This window comes from Rahnella bonaserana, from assembly GCF_019049675.1.
In the GTDB taxonomy this organism is placed as follows: Bacteria; Pseudomonadota; Gammaproteobacteria; order Enterobacterales; family Enterobacteriaceae; genus Rahnella; species Rahnella bonaserana.
In genome coordinates, this window is record NZ_JAFMOW010000065.1 from 1 (window position 1) to 16,741 (window position 16,741).

The following is a 16,741-nucleotide window of genomic DNA, read 5'->3' on the forward strand; positions in this document are numbered from 1 at the left end:
CCCTCCCCCTTCGCAGGGGGAGAAGCACAACAAACCAGCTGTCACATCTGCGAAAGGGAAGCGGTTTAAACATTCACTTCCGTGATCTCAGTTTTCTTACGCCCGAACACGAATTTCCCCAGCGTAACCAGCAGGACTGCGCACAGGATCACACCTAACGCCACCCATTCGACCGGTGAAAGGGATTCGCCTGCGAAGGTGATCCCCAGCAGAACCGCCACAATCGGGTTCACATAGGCATAACTGGTCGCGACGGCGGGACGCACAGTTTTCAGCAAAAACATATAAGCGCTGATGGCAATCATCGAGCCAAAGACCACCAGATAACCGAGCGCCAGAAAACCGCGCAGCGAAGGCATCGCGGTCATATGTTCCCCGGTGACACGACTCGCCACCAGCAGTACCACACCGGCGATAATCATTTCTGCTGCACCGGCCATCAGGCCTGTTGGCAACGGCAGGCGCGAACTCCACACCGAACCGAATGCCCAGCTTAATGAGGCGAGCAGGATCAGCGCCGCGCCCCACGGGTTCCCTTCCAGATTGCTGCCGGTATTGAGCAGCACAATCCCGAACAGGCCGATGGCGACACCGGTCCATTCCAGGCGGCTGTTAGGCATTCCCCACAGGCGGCTGAAACACAGGGTAAAAAGCGGAACGGTCGCGACCATCACGGCGGCAATACCTGACGGCACCTGCATATGTTCCGCCACCGTCACCAGCCCGTTGCCGACCGAGAGCAGCAAAATACCCACGGCACCGGCGGCCATCCACTGTTTCAGCGTCGGGACTTTATGCCCGCGCAGCAGCAAAAACGTGAATAAAATACATCCGGCGACGAAGAAACGCAGACCGGCCATCATCAGCGGCGGCCAGCTTTCCACACCCACGCGGATAACAAAATAGGTAGATCCCCAGATAAAATACAACGCAAACAGTGCAGCAATTAATGGAAGCAGAGAACGGGTGACGGAACCAGTCATAGGAAGAACTTATTAGCGTGATAATGAAGGTCAACAGTTAACGCTATTGGCCTGATTTTCGGCAAGGGAATCTGTGCGATCGCGTCAAAATGTTGCTAAAAAGTTTCGGCATATGACAAAAAATTCGCTGACGGCAACGATAATGTAGTCACAGCATGAATAGCCTGTTGCAGGGGTAACGAAACGATTTATAATTCGTCGTTCAAATTTCTGAGGTATTGCACATGAATTCGCTTGGCAAAAAATTATTTATCGCGCTGTTTGGTCTGATGGCGATGGGCGCAATTGGTGGCGTGATGGTTGCCGGTTATGCGGTGGTGATTCAGGACGACGCTAAACCTGTCAGCGATAACGACGCCCCTTCTGTTGTCCCTGCACCGTCTTCTGCATCAACGAACTGATTCGTCTGCTGATCGCTGCTGCCAGCGTTGTAACCAGAGGCTCCAGCGTTCAAACAGCATATCCACGCAAATCGCCAGCAGCGCCACTATCACCGCGCCCTGCAACACGTAAGCCGTATTAAACCCGCTCAGGCCGATAATAATCGGTGAGCCAAGGCTTAACGTGCCGACCGATGAGGCAATTGCCGCCGTCCCGATGTTGATAATCACCGACGTGCGGATGCCGGAAATAATCACCGGCGCGGCCAGCGGAATCTCCACTTTTCGCAACATCTGCCAGCGGTTCATGCCCACCCCTTGCGCAATCTCCCGCGCCGAAGCAGGCACTGATTCAATCCCGGCAATGGTTCCCTGCAAAATCGGCAACAACCCGTAAAGCACCAGCGCGATAATCGCCGGTTTTTCGCTAAAACCCATCACCGGAACGGCAACCGCCAGCACGGCGACCGGCGGGAACGTCTGCCCCATCGCCACCAGCGTTTCGACCAGTGAGCGGAATTCTTTGCCCGCCGGACGCGTTACACTTACACCGGCCGCCACACCAATCACCACCGCGATCAGGCTGGAAATACCGACCAGTAACAAATGCGCCTCCACCAGCGAGGCGAAACTTTCCTGCTGATACACCGGCCGGCTGAGCTCAGGGAACATCCAGTGGAAAAGGCCGCCGAGCGAGGTCATGCCGAAAATCAGCGCCAGTAACAAAGCGAATAACCAAATCAGAGGATCTGCAAATATCCGTTTCATGCGCCGTTCCTTTCAGTGGTCAGATCGGCGAAATGCAGCACGCCCAGCGGCTTGCCTTGTTCATCGACGACCGGGAGTTGCTGAACCTGCTGTTCGACAAATTTTGACAGCGCCTGACTCAGGCTCATCGAGTCCTTCAGCGGTGGCTGGCTGCCGGCATATGGCTCGCCACGCCGCGTTAATGAACCGACTTCGCGCAGTGAAAGCAAACGGATACCCATATCGCTGCCGCCAAAGAAATCGCGCACGAACGGCGTCGCTGGCCGGGTCAGCAATTCCAGCGGCGTGCCCTGCTGCACCACTTGTCCGTCGTTGAGCAGCACGATGCGGTCGGCCAGTGCCAGCGCCTCATCAATATCATGCGTCACCAGCACAATGGTGCGATGGGTGATTTTATGAATGCGCGCTACTTCTTCCTGCAGCGTAGCGCGGGTCACCGGATCGAGCGCGCCGAAGGGTTCATCCATCAGCAATACTTCCGGGTCTGAAGCCAGCGCACGCGCCACGCCAACGCGTTGCTGTTGCCCGCCGGAAAGCTGATGCGGATAACGATGACGGAACTGTTTCGGATCCAGATTGAGCAATTCGAGCAGCTCTGTCACACGGTCGCGGATTTTCGCCTTCGGCCACTTCAGAAGCTGCGGTACGGTGGCGATGTTCTCTTCCACCGTCCAGTGCGGGAACAGGCCAATCGACTGAATGGCGTAGCCCATCCGGCGGCGCAAATCCTGTACCCGGAATTTTTCTATCGGTTCACCCGCAAATAAAATCTCACCACGATCGTGCTCCACCAGCCGGTTGATCATTTTGAGCGTGGTGGATTTCCCCGAACCGGATGTACCGATCAGAACCGTAAATTCGCCTTTGGCCATTTCCAGCGTGAGATCGCGCACGACCGCTTTTCCGGCAAAGTGTTTGCTAACCTGCTTGAAATGAATCATCTGCGTGTGGTTTCCAGAATTGATACTGCAAATTTAAAGAGACTGTCGACGACCACCGCCATCAGCACCGCCGGGATCACCCCGAGCAACACCAGATCCAGCGCACTGCTGAGTAAGCCCTGGAACATAATGGCGCCTAACCCGCCCGCGCCAATCAAGGCCGCGACCATCGCCATGCCGACGGTTTGCACCGCCACGATCCGCACGCCGGTCAGCACAACCGGCAAGGCAATCGGCATCTGTACACGGAAAAACACCTGAGCGCGGTTCATGCCCATGCCGCGGGCAGACTCAATCACCGCCTCCGGCACCGATTCCAGCCCGGCAATCACCCCGCGCACCAGCGGCAACAGCGAATAAAGCACCAGCGCGATAATCGCGGGCGCCAGCCCGATGCCGCTGATGCCATGCTCCGCCAGCCACGGCAGCGCTTTTGCCAGCCCCGCCAGCGGCGCGAGCAGCAGGCCAAACAGCGCAATCGACGGCACGGTCTGGATAATATTGAGCACCGACAATACCGGCCCGCGCCAGCGGGGTTTGCGATGACACAGCAAACCGACCGGCAGACCGATCAGTACCGCAGGCACCAGCGTGCCAGCCAAAATGCCGAGATGCTGCCACAGCGCGTCGTTGAACACGTCGGAACGGTTGTCGTATTCCTTGAGCAGCGAAAGTTCGGCAAGCTGACCGTACGCCAGCAGCAAAACCACCGGCACGATCATCTGCACATTCAGCAAAATGCGCAGGCTGTGATTGCGGGTAAAACGGGAAATAGCGTCAGAGGCGATCAGCAGACAAAGCGCCGCGCCCGCCCAGAAACCGCCGCCGAGCGACGTGCGCGCGATACTGTCTTCATCGCCTCCCGCCAGTTGTATTGCGCTGTGCCCCGCCAGCCAGACCAGCGCGGTCAGCAGGATTTCCGCCAGCAACATCACCGCTAAATGATTGCGGCCATAGAGGGTCACAAAGGCGCATACCAGCAGCAAAATAGCAGGCAACAACAGTAATGCAGAATAGCCATTCAGCAGGCTCGCCAGCGAAACACCTTTTCCGGACACCAGCCGGTTAGGTGCATGGCTGGCGAAGGCCAGTCCGAAACCGGCCAGCCACAGCAGCAAAACCAGCGTCAGCAGAACGCGGTTTTTAACGGGTGAGTGATAAGTCAAAACATTACCTGATATCAAAGAGCACGCCCCGAAGGCCGTGCTCAGGGCGTCACTGCCCGGTTATTTTTTAACGAAACCTTTTTCCTGCAAGTACTTCGCTGCCACTTTTTTCGCATCCTGACCATCAACCGCGATTTTCGCGTTCAGGCCTTGCAGCGTTTTGGTATCAAGCGAAGCAAACACCGGTTTGAGCAAATCAGGAATGTTCGGATGCGCTTTCAGCGCCGCCTCGCGGATGATTGGCGCAGGTGCGTAAATTGGCTGCACGCCTTTCGGATCTTCCAGCGTTTGCAGGCCAAGCGCCGCCACCGGACCGTCGGTACCGTAGGCCATCGCCGCGTTCACACCGGAGGTTTTTTCCGCTGCCGCTTTGATGGTTACCGCCGTATCACCGCCCGCCAGCGACAGCAACTGCGCCTGATTGAGTTTGAAACCGTAAGCATTTTCAAACGCCGGTAAGGCATCCGGACGCTCGATAAATTCTGCCGAGGCCGCCAGTTTGAACTCGCCGCCGCTGCTGATGTATTTGCCCAAATCACCCAGCGATTTCAGGTTATGCGCGCTCGCCACGTCCTGACGCACCGCAATCGTCCAGGTATTGTTAGCCGGAGACGGATCCAGCCAGACTATTTTGTTCTGGTCGTAGTCCAGCTTTTTGACCTTATCGAAACCGGCCTGGGCATTTTTCCACGCCGGATCTTTATCGTCAGAGAAGAAAAATGCGCCGTTACCTGTGTATTCCGGATAGATATCGATTTCACCGGCGGTGATCGCGCCGCGCACGACTTTTGTCGTCCCCAGCTGCAATTTATTGGTGGTGTGAATACCGTTGGCTTCCAGCACCTGAATGATAATGTTACCGAGCAACGACCCTTCGGTATCAATTTTTGAGCCGACACGTACAGCATCATCAGCGGCCTGTGCGCTGAAACTTAACGCGGAAACCAGCGCCAGCGCTGCCACTGAAAATCCCCGTACTCGCCCAGTTGTTACAGTCATGTTCTATCCTCTTATCGGGTTATGTTGGTTTTTGTCGCCCGGCGACTGCGTTGCCTTTCTGCTTTCATCTGAATAAACTTTCATCTTAATAAACAAGCTGCTAACAAGAATAGTCCAATTTCGCGCAGGGGGATGGATGGTGAGCCATAAAAGCAGGAGACGGTAGCGGAGTAAAATGCCGAAATGTTCGAAGCTTATCCGCTAAACCACTGTGACCCGATCGTTTATTTCCCGTAAGAAGATGCCTCCCCCCTCTTAGATCACTTTGTTTTAACTTATAGCCATTTGTTTTCACTCAACGTCTAATCAGGACTTGTGACGGGCATCACCTCGCCTCTATGCTGGTTTTTTTGTCAAAAAGCGTAAACACAATAATGTCTGACTCAATTGCGGCCTCTTCCACCGCCTCTTCAGGGGATTACAGCGCAGGTTCTGCGTCTGACCAGCCGGTAGTGATTCGTTCCGCTGCCGATATTACTCAGTTAGTGAACCGCGGCGCTGCGAAAATCAGCGACGCACGCATCGTGATTGCTATCGCACTGGGCGGCGTTTTCCTCGACGCTTACGATCTGGGCGCGCTGGCCTTCGGGATGAAAGATATCACCCGCCAGTTTGGTCTGACGCCTTCCGGCGCGGGCTTTGTCGCTTCGGCGATTACCTTCGGGGCGATTGTCGGCGCATTATTTGGCGGCTATCTGACCGACAAAATTGGCCGTTACCGCGTATTCATGGCCGATATGTTCTTCTTCGTGATTGCTGCACTGGCCTGTGCCTTTGCGCCAAACGAATGGGTGCTCGGCGGGTCGCGCTTTGTGATGGGACTCGGGGTCGGTATTGATTTGCCGGTGGCGATGGCGTTTCTGGCGGAGTTCTCAAAACTTCAGGGGCGCGGCAATAAAGCCTCGCGCGTGGCGATGTGGTGTCCGACGTGGTACGCAGCGATCAGCATTTCTTATCTGCTGGTTCTGCTGCTTTATGCGGTATTGCCTGCCACACATACCGACTGGTTGTGGCGCCTGATCCTCGGTTTCGGCGCGGTTCCGGCGATTCTGATTATTGCTATCCGCCACCGTTATATGAATGAGTCACCGGTCTGGGCGGCGAATCAGGGCGACCTGCAAAGCGCGGCGGCGATCCTGAGAAAATCCTATAACATTAATGCGGTCGTCGCGGACGATGCGGATAAAACCCCGCAGGTAAAAGTGCGCAAAGCCGCATGGCGCAACTACGGCACGCTGTTGCAGGGTATTTATCTGCGCCGCACCGTGCTGGCGACGGTCACCGCTGTTGCCTCATCATTTGCCTATAACGCCGTGGCGTTCGGGCTGCCGGTCATCTTATCCAGCTTCCTGCAACAGTCGATGATTAGCACCATTTTGTTCTCACTCAGCCTGAACCTGTGCTTCGCCTTTGTCGGCGGTCTGATTGCAGTGCGGTACGTGTCCAAATTTGGCGCATGGAAAATGACTTATGCCGGTTACGCCTGTCAGCTGGTGGCGATGATCGGTCTGGCAGTCGTTGGCCGTCCGGCAGACGGCAGCGAAGCGGCGATTTCCATCGCCATGCTGGCGTTATTCCTGTTCGGTCAGGGCTTCGGCCCAGGCTCACACACCATGACATTTGCCTCGCTGAGCTACCCGACGTCACTGCGTGGTATGGGTGTCGGCTTCAACCAGACGCTGATGCGCGCCAGCTCCACCGTTTCGTTATTCCTTTTCCCGGTACTTTCCGCTGCCCTCGGCACCGGCGTGTTCTGGGTGATCGCGTTAGCGCCACTGGCGGGTCTGATCGTGCTGACAGCGGTACGGTGGGAACCGTCGGGATATGATGTTGATGCTGAGGATTTTCAGCAGGAAATTAAACCGTAGGCAGCGGTTTAATCGCTGCTAACGTCAAAACCTTGGGTTGCCACCCAAACTGGCCTTAAGGTCAAGACCGTGGGCGTCGGCCCACACCGACCAGAGACCCGGTAACGCGCGGGCCTCTGGACTCCGCGCTTTTTCACTGCGCGCTATCGCTGGAACGACGGACATGTTCAAACACAATAGTGAGTGGCGTAAAATGTCATCGCTTCGCGATTCCCTCATTTCAGGTGTCGAGCCCTGGGTCTCGAACCATTCATTCGGTGCCATTTTGAGCACGCCAATCAATTTTTCTAAAAGATAAACCCATTCGATTTTTGAATTTAAGACCGTGTTTTGAATTTAAGACCGTGTTTTGAATTTAAGATCGTGCGGGCGATTCAGAAAGCTTGCTGAGTGAGAGGTTGCAGACCAGAGGCTGCAATCCCGTAACGAAGGCACCGCGAAGCGGCAAGATTTCCAGCCTGTCGCTGCGGTACCTGAAACATAGCCAGCGAGCGAAGCGCGCAGTGTAAGAGCCCGGGATTCTCAAGGGGTGCGGCGACAGGCGCCCCTTGAGGCCAGTTTGGGTGGCAACCCAAGGTTTTGTGGGTGTGGGCGGCGAGCCCACGGTCTTGATCTTAAAGCCAAGTTTGAGCGGCAACCTCAAAGCATCAAATCACCGCGCTTCTCGGCGCAAACACAAACCCGATGTCGTTTTCTATCATCGCGGCAACCAGTTCAAATCCGCCATTCGGTTTAGCCTGGGCGAACTCCAGTTCGCTGGTAAACACCGGGCTGACCCAGAACTGATTCACCGGATCGCCGTAAATCTTCGGCAAACGCATTTTATCTGCCGGGCCGCACAGAGCGGAGGAAATCACGTGGCCTTCGAAACCGAGCGGTGCCATGGGTGACATCAGCGTATGGCCTTCGCCAAGCCAGCTCAGTGTGGTCCAGGGAACCTGCGCGTAGCCGGATAATGCACTCGCCATCTGCACGGCGTTTTCTTCAGTGACGTACTCTTTGCCAACCGAAAAAGCCAGCTCAATGCGGCGGTGCTTTTCCGCTTCATCGCTGAACACAATGTCGATTTGCGGCATCGGCCGGATACTCATGCCAACCGTGAAGAAGTAATAGTTCTCTTCATCTTCATGCTGGGAAATCGCCATCGGCGGCCAGTTGCCCTGATTGATCAGGTAATATTTCAGGGACGGACCAAAGCGTTCTTCATAAGATTCCAGCAGTTTGCGCTGAATTTTCGGCCACGGATTGCTGAACTCATTTTGCCAGTCGCGCCAGAAAAGACGCGTCTTTTCCGCCAGTTCACATTGCGTGTTTGTCGAGGCAGAACCCAGCGGGAAAGTCAGCGGATTCTGTTTAATGCAGCCGGCGGAATAACACACCGAATGGTCGATATACAAACTCCAGCCGGGGATCACCGCCAGCAACAACCCCTGATACCACAATGCCGCGCCGTCATCACTTTCATTCCACAGGATCTGAATTTGTGCCGGATCCAGCGGCGCTTCGCCTTCCAGATTGCGGCAATATTGCGCTGCCAGCATCGGGGCTATCCCCTGCTCCATCGCGTCGGTATCATCGTTTACCGGCGCAGGCACCAGATTGCGTACCCAGCAGGCGCGCATTTTCGGAAAGCGATCGCGCAAATCTTCGCGGGCAAAAATGTAGAAATACACCACGCGGTTGTCCTGCTCGACCAGCGCGGTCAGGGTTTGTTTGTCGTTACTGACTTCAGCAACTATGTCGGACTGGCGCATATGACCTCAACAATATTAGGAAGCTTATTATTCCCTGTGATGGTCAGTGTAGAACGGATAAGCAAACCCGATAACGGGCAATATTCCCAAAATTCCCCGATAAATCATTAAAACAGGCGCTTTTTGTCAGAATATCGACATCACCGGCAATACAGGCGAAACAGTTGCGCCAGATGTGCAGCCATTGGCGTCAGCGTGGTATCACGCCGCTGAATGAGATAGAACGTTGCTTTCGGCAGCGGCAGGTCCAAATCTAATGCCACCAGACTCTGACCAATCACCGGATCGTTGATCACATCGACGGACAACACGCTGAGAAAATCAGTTTTCGCAATCAGGCTGGTGCATGACATAAAGGTTTCACAAATCACGCTGATATTCGGCTCCGCATCCATTTCACTGAATACTTCGCTGAGCAGTTTGTAATAGCTGCCGCGCGGCGTCGGCATGGTCCAGTCGCAATGCCGCAACGCCTGCATCGATCGGGCGTTCTGCATCGGATGACCACGTCTTGCTACCACGCGATACTCTTTATCCATAAGTTTTTCATATAACAGTTCGTTATCAAACGGCCCCTGATAATAGGTATTCACCGTGAAATCCAGCTCGCCCTGACGCAGTTCGGGGATCATTGACACCAGTTGTCCTTCGGCAATCCGCACCTTCACATTGGGGAATTCGCGGTGAAAACGGTCCACCACTTCCGGCATGATGGTACGCGCAATACTGGCACCAACGCCGATATTCACCCTGCCGCTGGTGCCGCCGAGGCGCTGCGAAATATCTTCCTGTGCCACACGCAGCTCTTCCAGAATCAGGCTTGCGCGCTTAAAAAACGCCTCACCACAGTCAGTTAGCGTCACGCCCTGACGGCGGCGGATAAACAGCCTTGCCCCCAGTCCTTCCTCAAGTTCTTTAATTGATTTGGTCAGCGCAGGTTGGGACAAATTCATCGTCCGGCTGGCGGCGCGAATACTGCCCTGACGCGCAACCGAGACAAAAGCCCGCAACTGATGCATTTTAATTTGTGATGGCATGAGATTCTTTGATAACCCCTGATTATCACTAAGAAGATTTTGGCATCTTATATGCCCTGATTGCTTTATGTACATTGAAAATCATCTAAGGCCGCCTTTCGCCACTTTCTGCGCGCTGGCCTGCACTTCCCAAAGCTTTGATTTCCTCCTTTCTGCCGCTGTGCGGAAAGCCTGCATGTCTGTACAAAAAGAGAGTCCGTGATGGTTAATGAGATTTCTGAACGTGTAGAAAAGCTGTTCCCTTCCCTGCAAACGCAACGTCGTGACCTGCATAAATACGCCGAATCTGGCTGGCTTGAATTCCGCACCTCCACGCTGGTGGCCGATCGTCTGGAGAAACTGGGCTATTCGCTGCAACTGGGCAAAGAAGTGATCGACGCGGGTTCACGCATGGGGCTGCCTTCTGCCGCCGTGCTGGCTCAACAGGAGCAACGTGCACTGGAACAGGGCGCAATTGCCCGCTGGATGCCGCATTTCTCCGGCGGTTTCACCGGTATTGTCGCCACGCTGGAAACCGGTCGCCCCGGTCCGGTGATGGGTTTTCGGGTGGATATGGATGCGCTGGATTTAAACGAAGTACTTGAAGACGAGCATCGTCCGTTTCGCGAGGGATTTGCTTCTGCCAATAACGGCATGATGCACGCCTGCGGACACGACGGTCATACAACCATTGGCCTCGGGCTGGCAGAAGTACTGATGCAGGTTCGCGACCAGTTGTGCGGCACCATCAAACTGATTTTCCAGCCCGCCGAAGAAGGCACACGCGGCGCGAAATCCATGGTGGAAGCCGGCGTGGTAGACGATGTGGATTATTTCACCGCCGTGCATATCGGCACTGGCGTACCGGCTAATCACATCGTCTGCGGTAACGATACGTTTATGGCGACCACCAAACTCGACGTACGTTTCACCGGCGTCGCTTCCCATGCGGGCGGCAAGCCGGAAGACGGCCGCAACGCCCTGCTGGCAGCGGCACAGGCGACGCTCGGCTTGCATGCAATCCCTCGTCACAGCGGCGGTGATTCACGCATTAATGTTGGCGTTTTACAGGCAGGTACCGGGCGCAATGTGGTGCCTTCCAGCGCCACGATGAAAGTAGAAACGCGTGGCTCCACCAATGAGGTGAACGAATTCATTTATCAGCAGGCGCTGAAAGTGATTTCCGGCGCAGCCGAAATGCATCAGGTGAAGTTCGACATCACCCTGATGGGCGCAGCGCAAAGCAGTACGCCAACGCCAGCCTGGGTGCATTACATCCACCGGCAGGCAGAAAAACTCGGCGAATTCGAACAGATCATTGACCGTCAGGAAGGCGCAGCGGGTTCGGAGGATGCCACGTACATGATGGAACGCGTGAAATCCCTCGGCGGCGAAGCCTCTTATGTGATTTTTGGCACTGACCTGAGCGCAGGTCATCACAATGAACTGTTTGATTTCGATGAAAAAGTGATGATGCAGGGCATCAAAACGCTGGCGGCACTGGCGCTGAACATTGCTGAATTCAGAGGGGAAAACTGATGACTCCTCAACAAAATATCGTCAATTTTATCAATGACTTTATCGATAACCAGCAACCTGCACTGGCACAAATCAGCGATGCCATCTGGGATCATCCTGAAACCCGCTTTGTGGAATCCTTCTCTTCTGCATTACTGGCTGACAAACTCGACGCCGGCGGATTTACCGTTGAGCGCGGCGTCGGTGGCATGGAAACGGCGTTTATCGCCAGCTTCGGCAGCGGCAAACCGGTGATCGCCCTTCTCGGCGAATTCGATGCGCTGGCAGGTTTAAGCCAGAAAGCCGGATGCGATGTGGCTCAGCCATTGATTGAAAACGGTAACGGCCACGGTTGCGGCCATAATCTGTTGGGGACGGCAGCACTCGGCGGCGCGCTGGCAGTAAAAGCCTGGATGGAACGTGAAAACATTCAGGGCACGGTGCGTTTTTACGGCTGTCCGGGGGAAGAAGGCGGATCCGGCAAAACCTTTATGGCGCGCGAAGGGCTGTTCGATGACGTTGATGCCGCCCTGACCTGGCATCCGGAAACTTACAGCGGCATGTTCAGCAACCAGACGCTGGCCAATATTCAGGCCTCGTTCAGCTTTAAAGGCGTGTCCTCACACGCCGCCGCCGCGCCGCATCTGGGCCGCAGCGCGCTGGATGCCCTGACGCTGATGAATACCGGCGCAAACTTCCTGCGTGAGCACATCATTCAGGAAGCGCGCCTGCATTACGCTATCACTAACGCAGGCGGGATTTCGCCAAACGTAGTGCAGGCCGATGCTGAAGTATTGTATCTGGTGCGTGCACCGCAGATGGATCAGGCGCAGGCGATTTTCGACCGCGTAGTGGATATTGCCAAAGGCGCGGCGCTGATGACCGGCACGCAGATGTCGATGCGCTTTGATAAAGCCTGTTCCAACTACGTGCCTAACCGCACGCTGGAAAGCGCGATGTATGAGTATGTGCAGGCTTTCGGTACACCGCATTACACCGACGAAGAGCGGGCATTTGCGGCGTCGATTCACGCCACACTGACCGGACAGGATATCGATAATAATCTGCTGAATATCTCCCGCACCAGCGGCGCAGAAGGCGTCGAATTCGCCGAAACCCTGCGCCATTCCCCGCTGACAGACTCTGTTGCTCCGTATGCCCCGAACGGCAATATCCTCTACGGTTCAACGGATGTCGGTGATGTCAGCTGGCTGGTGCCCACGGCGCAGTGTTTCAGCCCATGTTTTGCCGTCGGCTCCCCGCTGCATACCTGGCAGATTGTGTCGCAGGGGCGCACCTCCATCGCCCATAAAGGTATGTGTCTGGCGGCAAAAGTCATGTCCTCAACCGCAATTGAACTGTTCACTCAGCCGGATTTACTGGCGGCCTGTCAGAAAGAGCGCGATGCACAACGCGCACGCCGCCCGTACCAGTGCCCAATCCCGGCCGGCGTGAAACCTTCGCCACTGAAATAAATCACTAGTGTCAGTTAATGAAATAAACCGCTTATTCGCGCCCCGTTCCGGCACGAATAAGCGGCATAAATATAAAAAAGACAAACACGACAGAGGGTTAACAGATGAGTATTCAGGCGCAAGAGTCCGGCCAGAGCCCTGGAGGATTTCTCCAGTGGGTAGAACGCATTGGTAATAAAATTCCCAATCCGTTTTTATTATTTGTTTATCTGATTGCATTGCTGATGGTCGCCAGTGCGGTGATTTCATGGTTCAACATTACGGCCGTGAATCCGACTAATGGCGAGATTATCCGCGTTAAAAATTTGCTGAGTGTGGAAGGTATTCAGTGGATTTTGCCCAACGTCATCAAAAACTTCAGCGGATTTACTCCGCTGGGCTCGATTCTGGCCCTGGTGATAGGTGCAGGACTGGCAGAACGTGTCGGGCTGCTGCAAAGCCTGATGTATAAAATGGCGTCCAAAGTGAACGCCCGTTACGCCAGTTATATGGTGATTTTTATCGCCTTCTTCAGCCATATTTCCTCAGACGCCGCACTGGTTGTCATGCCGCCGCTGGGCGCCCTGATTTTCCTCGCCGTCGGGCGTCATCCGGTTGCCGGTTTACTGGCAGCGATTGCCGGTGTCGGCTGCGGATTTACCGCCAATCTGCTGATTGTGACTACCGATGTGTTGTTATCCGGGCTGAGCACCGAAGCGGCGAAAGCCATTAATCCGGCGGTCCAGGTCAGCGTGATCGACAACTGGTACTTTATGGCCGCGTCGGTAATTCTGCTGACCATTGTCGGCGCTATCCTGACCGATAAATTCGTAGAACCGCGTCTGCCGCTGTATCAGGGTGCGCGCAATGAAGAGATGAAAAAGCTGACACCCGAGCAGAACCGCGGGCTGATGGCCAGCGGCATCGCGGCGCTGGTATTTATCGGGCTGGTGGCGTTGCTGGTGGTGCCGGAAGCCGCACCTCTGCGTAACCCGAAAACCGGCGGCATCATTCCTTCGCCGTTCATTCAGGGCATCGTTCCGCTGATTATTTTGTTCTTCTTTGTAATTTCAGTGCCTTACGGCATAGTCACGAAACAAATCCGCAACGCCAGCGACGTCCCTGATCTGCTGGTGGATCCGATGAAATCAATGGCAGGTTTTATTGTGATGGTGTTCCCGCTCTCCCAGTTTGTGGCGTTTTTCAACTGGAGCAATATGGGGAAATTCATGGCAATCGGGCTGACGGATGTGCTGGAAAACTTAGGTATGACTGGTATTCCGGCGTTTCTCGGGCTGATTTTTCTGTCGGCACTGCTGTGTATGTTTATCGCCAGCGGCTCAGCCATCTGGTCGATTCTGGCACCGATTTTCGTACCGATGTTTATGCTGCTGGGCTTCCATCCGGCATTCGCGCAAATCGTATTTCGCGTGGCGGATTCTTCCGTTATCCCGCTCGCCCCGATGTCGCCGTTCGTGCCGCTTTTCCTCGGATTCCTGCAGCGGTACAACAAAGAGGCCAAGCTTGGCACCTATTATTCACTGGTGCTGCCGTATCCGATTGTATTTTTCGTGGTGTGGTTGCTGATGCTGGTGGGCTGGTACCTGCTCGGTTTACCCATTGGTCCCGGCGTTTATCCGCATCTTTAACGATCAGGTAATGGTCAGTTCAGTCGTCCCATACGGCGCATGGCGCGGTGCCATGAGCCGTTTCTCACCGCCCAGCGCAATACCCCCGCAATGCGACGGGTGGCAAAACGAATTCTTCGACGCTTCAGCGGTGAAAGGGAAATCCCCAGTTGTGTGGCCGCCCAGCCGGGTAAAAGCTCGATACCCGCCTGAATCATCAGGCTGCCAACAGGCTTTGCCAGACGGCTTGGCGCGGGGGCATTCTGCAGTAATCTCACCACTTCCAGCGTACGCTCATCGCAGCGTAATTGCGGGCGCATCGCCTGCAGATACGCGTCTACCGCCGCCACACTGTCCGGCACGTTTACTGCACCAAGGCTTTCTGCCACGCGGGCAAACTCCTGATAATATCGGTTCTGATCGCTCACACTGAGCGCAGGATTTCGATAACGCAGATGCGATTGCAGGAAACTGTACGCCTCGGCTACGTGCACCCAGACCAGTAAATCCGGATCGCTGGCGGCATAAGGCGTGCCGTAAGCATCCGTTCCGGTAACGCGTAAATGGATAGATTTTACTTTTTCGATCAGGGCATTGGCATCATTGACCGGCGCAAAAGTGGTTGCGGAAATAAACTGACTGGTACGACGCAGACGGCCAAGCATATCTTCACGAAATGAGGAATGATCCCAGACACCGGCGAGCGCCAGCGGATGAAGCATTTGCAGCAGTAAGGCACTGACGCCACCGCAAAGCATTGAGGAGAAGTCTCCGTGAATTCGCCAGGTGATACTGTCAGGGCCAAAAAGCCCCGGATCACCCGCCGGTTTCTCAAAGTCTATACCGCCTAACGCCAGGCCCGAAATACTCAGCACCTGGCGTTCTATTCTCTTTCTTAACAATTGTCTAAAACTCAGCGGTTAGTGTGCTGCTTTACTGACAACCGTGGCTTTGGTCAGCTCCGGCCACAGATTCATGACCACGTCGATCAGCCGGTTAAGTTCAGCGGAACTTGCACCGTCACGTGCCTGAACGGAGAAGCCCTGAATGGTGCAGGCGAGGTATTTCGCCAGCAGCGCGCTGTCCGTTACCGCCGTCAGATCGCCGCTCTGTTTTTTCTTCTCGAAATATTCAAACAGAGTGCGTTCCTGCGAGAGGTGACGCGCACGCAGCATTTCCGCAATGTCCGCAGAAGATGAAGACATCCCGGATGATGCGCTAATCATGAAGCAACCGCTTGGCGTGTCGCAGTCGGTAAACAGCTCAACGATGGCGCGCAGATAGCGCCCAACCGTATCTTCGACGGACAAATCTGTTCTGCTCAATAAACATGAGCTCTTTTCGTAAAAGTTTTTCAGATAGTGTTCAACGGCTGCACGAAAGAGCCCTTCTTTGTTACCGAATTCGGCATACAAAGTCGGTGCCTTCGCACCGGTTGCTTCGACCAAATCAGCTAATGAAGTGGCCTCGTAACCATGGCGCCAGAACAAATTCAGGGCCTTGCTCAGAGCAGTTCCACGGTCGAACTGTTTTGGGCGACCGCGACTTTTCCGGACCAAAGCCGTCTGTTCAGTGCTCATACACCCTCCTTCCATCACCATTGTGATTATGGTTATTAAAATAGTTATAGAAATAACTTAACGATCATTATTAAAAATAGTTGCGCACAAGTCCAGCGGAGTTTATTATTTAATTATCGAGCGATAAGAAAATCACTCAAACCCGCAAAGTTGCACAGCTATAAACGCTTTTACACGCAACAAACCCAGGACGTAACATCATGAGTAACTTTAAAATCCTTCTTGCAGTTCTGGCATTAACCGCTGTACCGGTTGCCAATGTTGCCGCACAGCAGGTTATCATGATGCCAGCACTGAGTCAGGAAGTGAGAATGGTCAATGTGACCGGTGACAGTAACTTCTGTAACCCGGCTACCTGCGCGAACAAAAAAGTCACACAGGGCCGTATTTCCACTTCCCCGACTCAGCCACCTGCACCTTCGACCTCTGTTCATCAGCCCGCTTCTGTTTACTACTAGCTTTTGCGTACTCACCAGCGTGGCACCTGACGACAGAGAGTCAGGGCAGGAATAACGGTAAGGCGGCTCTGGTCGCCTTATCTTTTTCACGGCCGACCCCTTTTTTATCACCCTCTCCGTTCATAGCCAACCATTAACTTAGCGATCATTAAAGATTCATTTAGCGAAATTATGGATATGGCTGTTTCATTGCGTTCCGGGGATCCATTTTAAAAACATAAATTTAAC

15 protein-coding genes are annotated in these 16,741 nt (G+C 54.5%); 6 read left to right on the forward strand and 9 right to left on the reverse strand.

Going from position 1 to position 16,741, the window contains the following annotated elements; all coding sequences use genetic code 11:
- Positions 1–65 precede the first annotated feature (65 nt).
- On the reverse strand, positions 66–983 hold the full coding sequence (gene yedA / locus J1778_RS15695) for a drug/metabolite exporter YedA (protein WP_217173982.1): 918 nt from the start codon (positions 981–983) through the stop codon (positions 66–68).
- A 224-nt stretch (positions 984–1,207) separates the two neighbouring features.
- On the opposite strand from yedA, the gene J1778_RS24890 reads away from it, so the two are divergent.
- Positions 1,208–1,384: a hypothetical protein gene (locus tag J1778_RS24890; protein WP_165353138.1), complete on the forward strand. Its 177-nt coding sequence runs from the start codon at positions 1,208–1,210 to the stop codon at positions 1,382–1,384.
- Here J1778_RS24890 and J1778_RS15705 read toward each other — a convergent pair.
- Genes J1778_RS15705 through osmF form a run of 4 tightly spaced genes read right to left on the reverse strand, consistent with a single transcriptional unit; the run spans position 1,373 to position 5,237 of the window.
- Positions 1,373–2,131 carry an ABC transporter permease gene (locus J1778_RS15705; RefSeq protein ID WP_217173983.1) on the reverse strand — a complete coding sequence of 253 codons (759 nt, stop codon included), beginning with the start codon at positions 2,129–2,131 and terminating at the stop codon, positions 1,373–1,375. The two genes, J1778_RS24890 and J1778_RS15705, sit on opposite strands and share 12 nt — an antisense overlap.
- On the reverse strand, positions 2,128–3,072 hold the full coding sequence (locus tag J1778_RS15710) for an ABC transporter ATP-binding protein (protein WP_217173984.1): 945 nt from the start codon (positions 3,070–3,072) through the stop codon (positions 2,128–2,130). Before J1778_RS15710 ends, J1778_RS15705 begins: the two co-directional genes overlap by 4 nt.
- Positions 3,069–4,238 carry an ABC transporter permease gene (locus tag J1778_RS15715; RefSeq protein ID WP_217173985.1) on the reverse strand — a complete coding sequence of 390 codons (1,170 nt, stop codon included), beginning with the start codon at positions 4,236–4,238 and terminating at the stop codon, positions 3,069–3,071. Before J1778_RS15715 ends, J1778_RS15710 begins: the two co-directional genes overlap by 4 nt.
- Positions 4,239–4,298: 60 nt before the next feature.
- Entirely contained in the window at positions 4,299–5,237 is a 939-nt protein-coding gene (gene osmF / locus J1778_RS15720; protein ID WP_217173986.1) for a glycine betaine ABC transporter substrate-binding protein OsmF, read from the reverse strand.
- 374 nt (positions 5,238–5,611) lie between these two features.
- Between osmF and J1778_RS15725 the strand changes: the two genes are divergently transcribed.
- Positions 5,612–7,105: an MFS transporter gene (locus tag J1778_RS15725; protein WP_217173987.1), complete on the forward strand. Its 1,494-nt coding sequence runs from the start codon at positions 5,612–5,614 to the stop codon at positions 7,103–7,105.
- A 647-nt stretch (positions 7,106–7,752) separates the two neighbouring features.
- Here the strand turns inward: J1778_RS15725 and J1778_RS15730 are convergent.
- Both J1778_RS15730 and J1778_RS15735 read right to left on the reverse strand, forming a co-directional pair.
- Complete coding sequence (locus J1778_RS15730; protein WP_217173988.1) at positions 7,753–8,859, reverse strand: suppressor of fused domain protein; 1,107 nt, start codon at positions 8,857–8,859, stop codon at positions 7,753–7,755.
- A gap of 140 nt (positions 8,860–8,999) precedes the next feature.
- A complete protein-coding gene (locus J1778_RS15735; RefSeq protein ID WP_217173989.1) occupies positions 9,000–9,896 on the reverse strand; it encodes a LysR family transcriptional regulator in 897 nt (298 codons plus the stop codon).
- Between the two features lie 201 nt (positions 9,897–10,097).
- Between J1778_RS15735 and J1778_RS15740 the strand changes: the two genes are divergently transcribed.
- From J1778_RS15740 to abgT, 3 genes are all read left to right on the forward strand, one after another.
- Positions 10,098–11,414, forward strand: coding sequence for a M20 family metallo-hydrolase (locus J1778_RS15740; protein WP_217173990.1), 1,317 nt, complete (start codon positions 10,098–10,100; stop codon positions 11,412–11,414).
- The gene (locus J1778_RS15745; protein WP_217173991.1) at positions 11,414–12,868 is read left to right on the forward strand and encodes a M20 family metallopeptidase; all 1,455 of its coding nucleotides are present in this window, start codon (positions 11,414–11,416) and stop codon (positions 12,866–12,868) included. Before J1778_RS15740 ends, J1778_RS15745 begins: the two co-directional genes overlap by 1 nt.
- Positions 12,869–12,972: 104 nt before the next feature.
- Positions 12,973–14,496, forward strand: coding sequence for a p-aminobenzoyl-glutamate transporter (gene abgT / locus J1778_RS15750; protein WP_217173992.1), 1,524 nt, complete (start codon positions 12,973–12,975; stop codon positions 14,494–14,496).
- Between the two features lie 14 nt (positions 14,497–14,510).
- Here the strand turns inward: abgT and J1778_RS15755 are convergent, their stop codons facing one another.
- Both J1778_RS15755 and J1778_RS15760 read right to left on the reverse strand, forming a co-directional pair.
- Positions 14,511–15,377, reverse strand: a complete 867-nt coding sequence (locus J1778_RS15755; protein WP_217173993.1) for an oxygenase MpaB family protein — start codon at positions 15,375–15,377, stop codon at positions 14,511–14,513.
- Between the two features lie 18 nt (positions 15,378–15,395).
- Complete coding sequence (locus J1778_RS15760) at positions 15,396–16,055, reverse strand: TetR/AcrR family transcriptional regulator (protein ID WP_217173994.1); 660 nt, start codon at positions 16,053–16,055, stop codon at positions 15,396–15,398.
- 200 nt (positions 16,056–16,255) lie between these two features.
- Here J1778_RS15760 and J1778_RS15765 point away from each other — a divergent pair, with 200 nt between their 5' ends.
- On the forward strand, positions 16,256–16,513 hold the full coding sequence (locus tag J1778_RS15765; RefSeq protein WP_217173995.1) for a hypothetical protein: 258 nt from the start codon (positions 16,256–16,258) through the stop codon (positions 16,511–16,513).
- Positions 16,514–16,741 lie beyond the last annotated feature (228 nt).

Coding starts and splice junctions, on each gene's coding strand:
- yedA (WP_217173982.1), bottom strand. CDS start 983: ATGACTGGTTCCGTCACCCGTTCTCTGCTTCCATTAATTGCTGCACTG.
- J1778_RS24890 (WP_165353138.1), top strand. CDS start 1,208: ATGAATTCGCTTGGCAAAAAATTATTTATCGCGCTGTTTGGTCTGATG.
- J1778_RS15705 (WP_217173983.1), bottom strand. CDS start 2,131: ATGAAACGGATATTTGCAGATCCTCTGATTTGGTTATTCGCTTTGTTA.
- J1778_RS15710 (WP_217173984.1), bottom strand. CDS start 3,072: ATGATTCATTTCAAGCAGGTTAGCAAACACTTTGCCGGAAAAGCGGTC.
- osmF (WP_217173986.1), bottom strand. CDS start 5,237: ATGACTGTAACAACTGGGCGAGTACGGGGATTTTCAGTGGCAGCGCTG.
- J1778_RS15725 (WP_217173987.1), top strand. CDS start 5,612: ATGTCTGACTCAATTGCGGCCTCTTCCACCGCCTCTTCAGGGGATTAC.
- J1778_RS15730 (WP_217173988.1), bottom strand. CDS start 8,859: ATGCGCCAGTCCGACATAGTTGCTGAAGTCAGTAACGACAAACAAACC.
- J1778_RS15735 (WP_217173989.1), bottom strand. CDS start 9,896: ATGCCATCACAAATTAAAATGCATCAGTTGCGGGCTTTTGTCTCGGTT.
- J1778_RS15740 (WP_217173990.1), top strand. CDS start 10,098: ATGGTTAATGAGATTTCTGAACGTGTAGAAAAGCTGTTCCCTTCCCTG.
- J1778_RS15745 (WP_217173991.1), top strand. CDS start 11,414: ATGACTCCTCAACAAAATATCGTCAATTTTATCAATGACTTTATCGAT.
- abgT (WP_217173992.1), top strand. CDS start 12,973: ATGAGTATTCAGGCGCAAGAGTCCGGCCAGAGCCCTGGAGGATTTCTC.
- J1778_RS15760 (WP_217173994.1), bottom strand. CDS start 16,055: ATGAGCACTGAACAGACGGCTTTGGTCCGGAAAAGTCGCGGTCGCCCA.
- J1778_RS15765 (WP_217173995.1), top strand. CDS start 16,256: ATGAGTAACTTTAAAATCCTTCTTGCAGTTCTGGCATTAACCGCTGTA.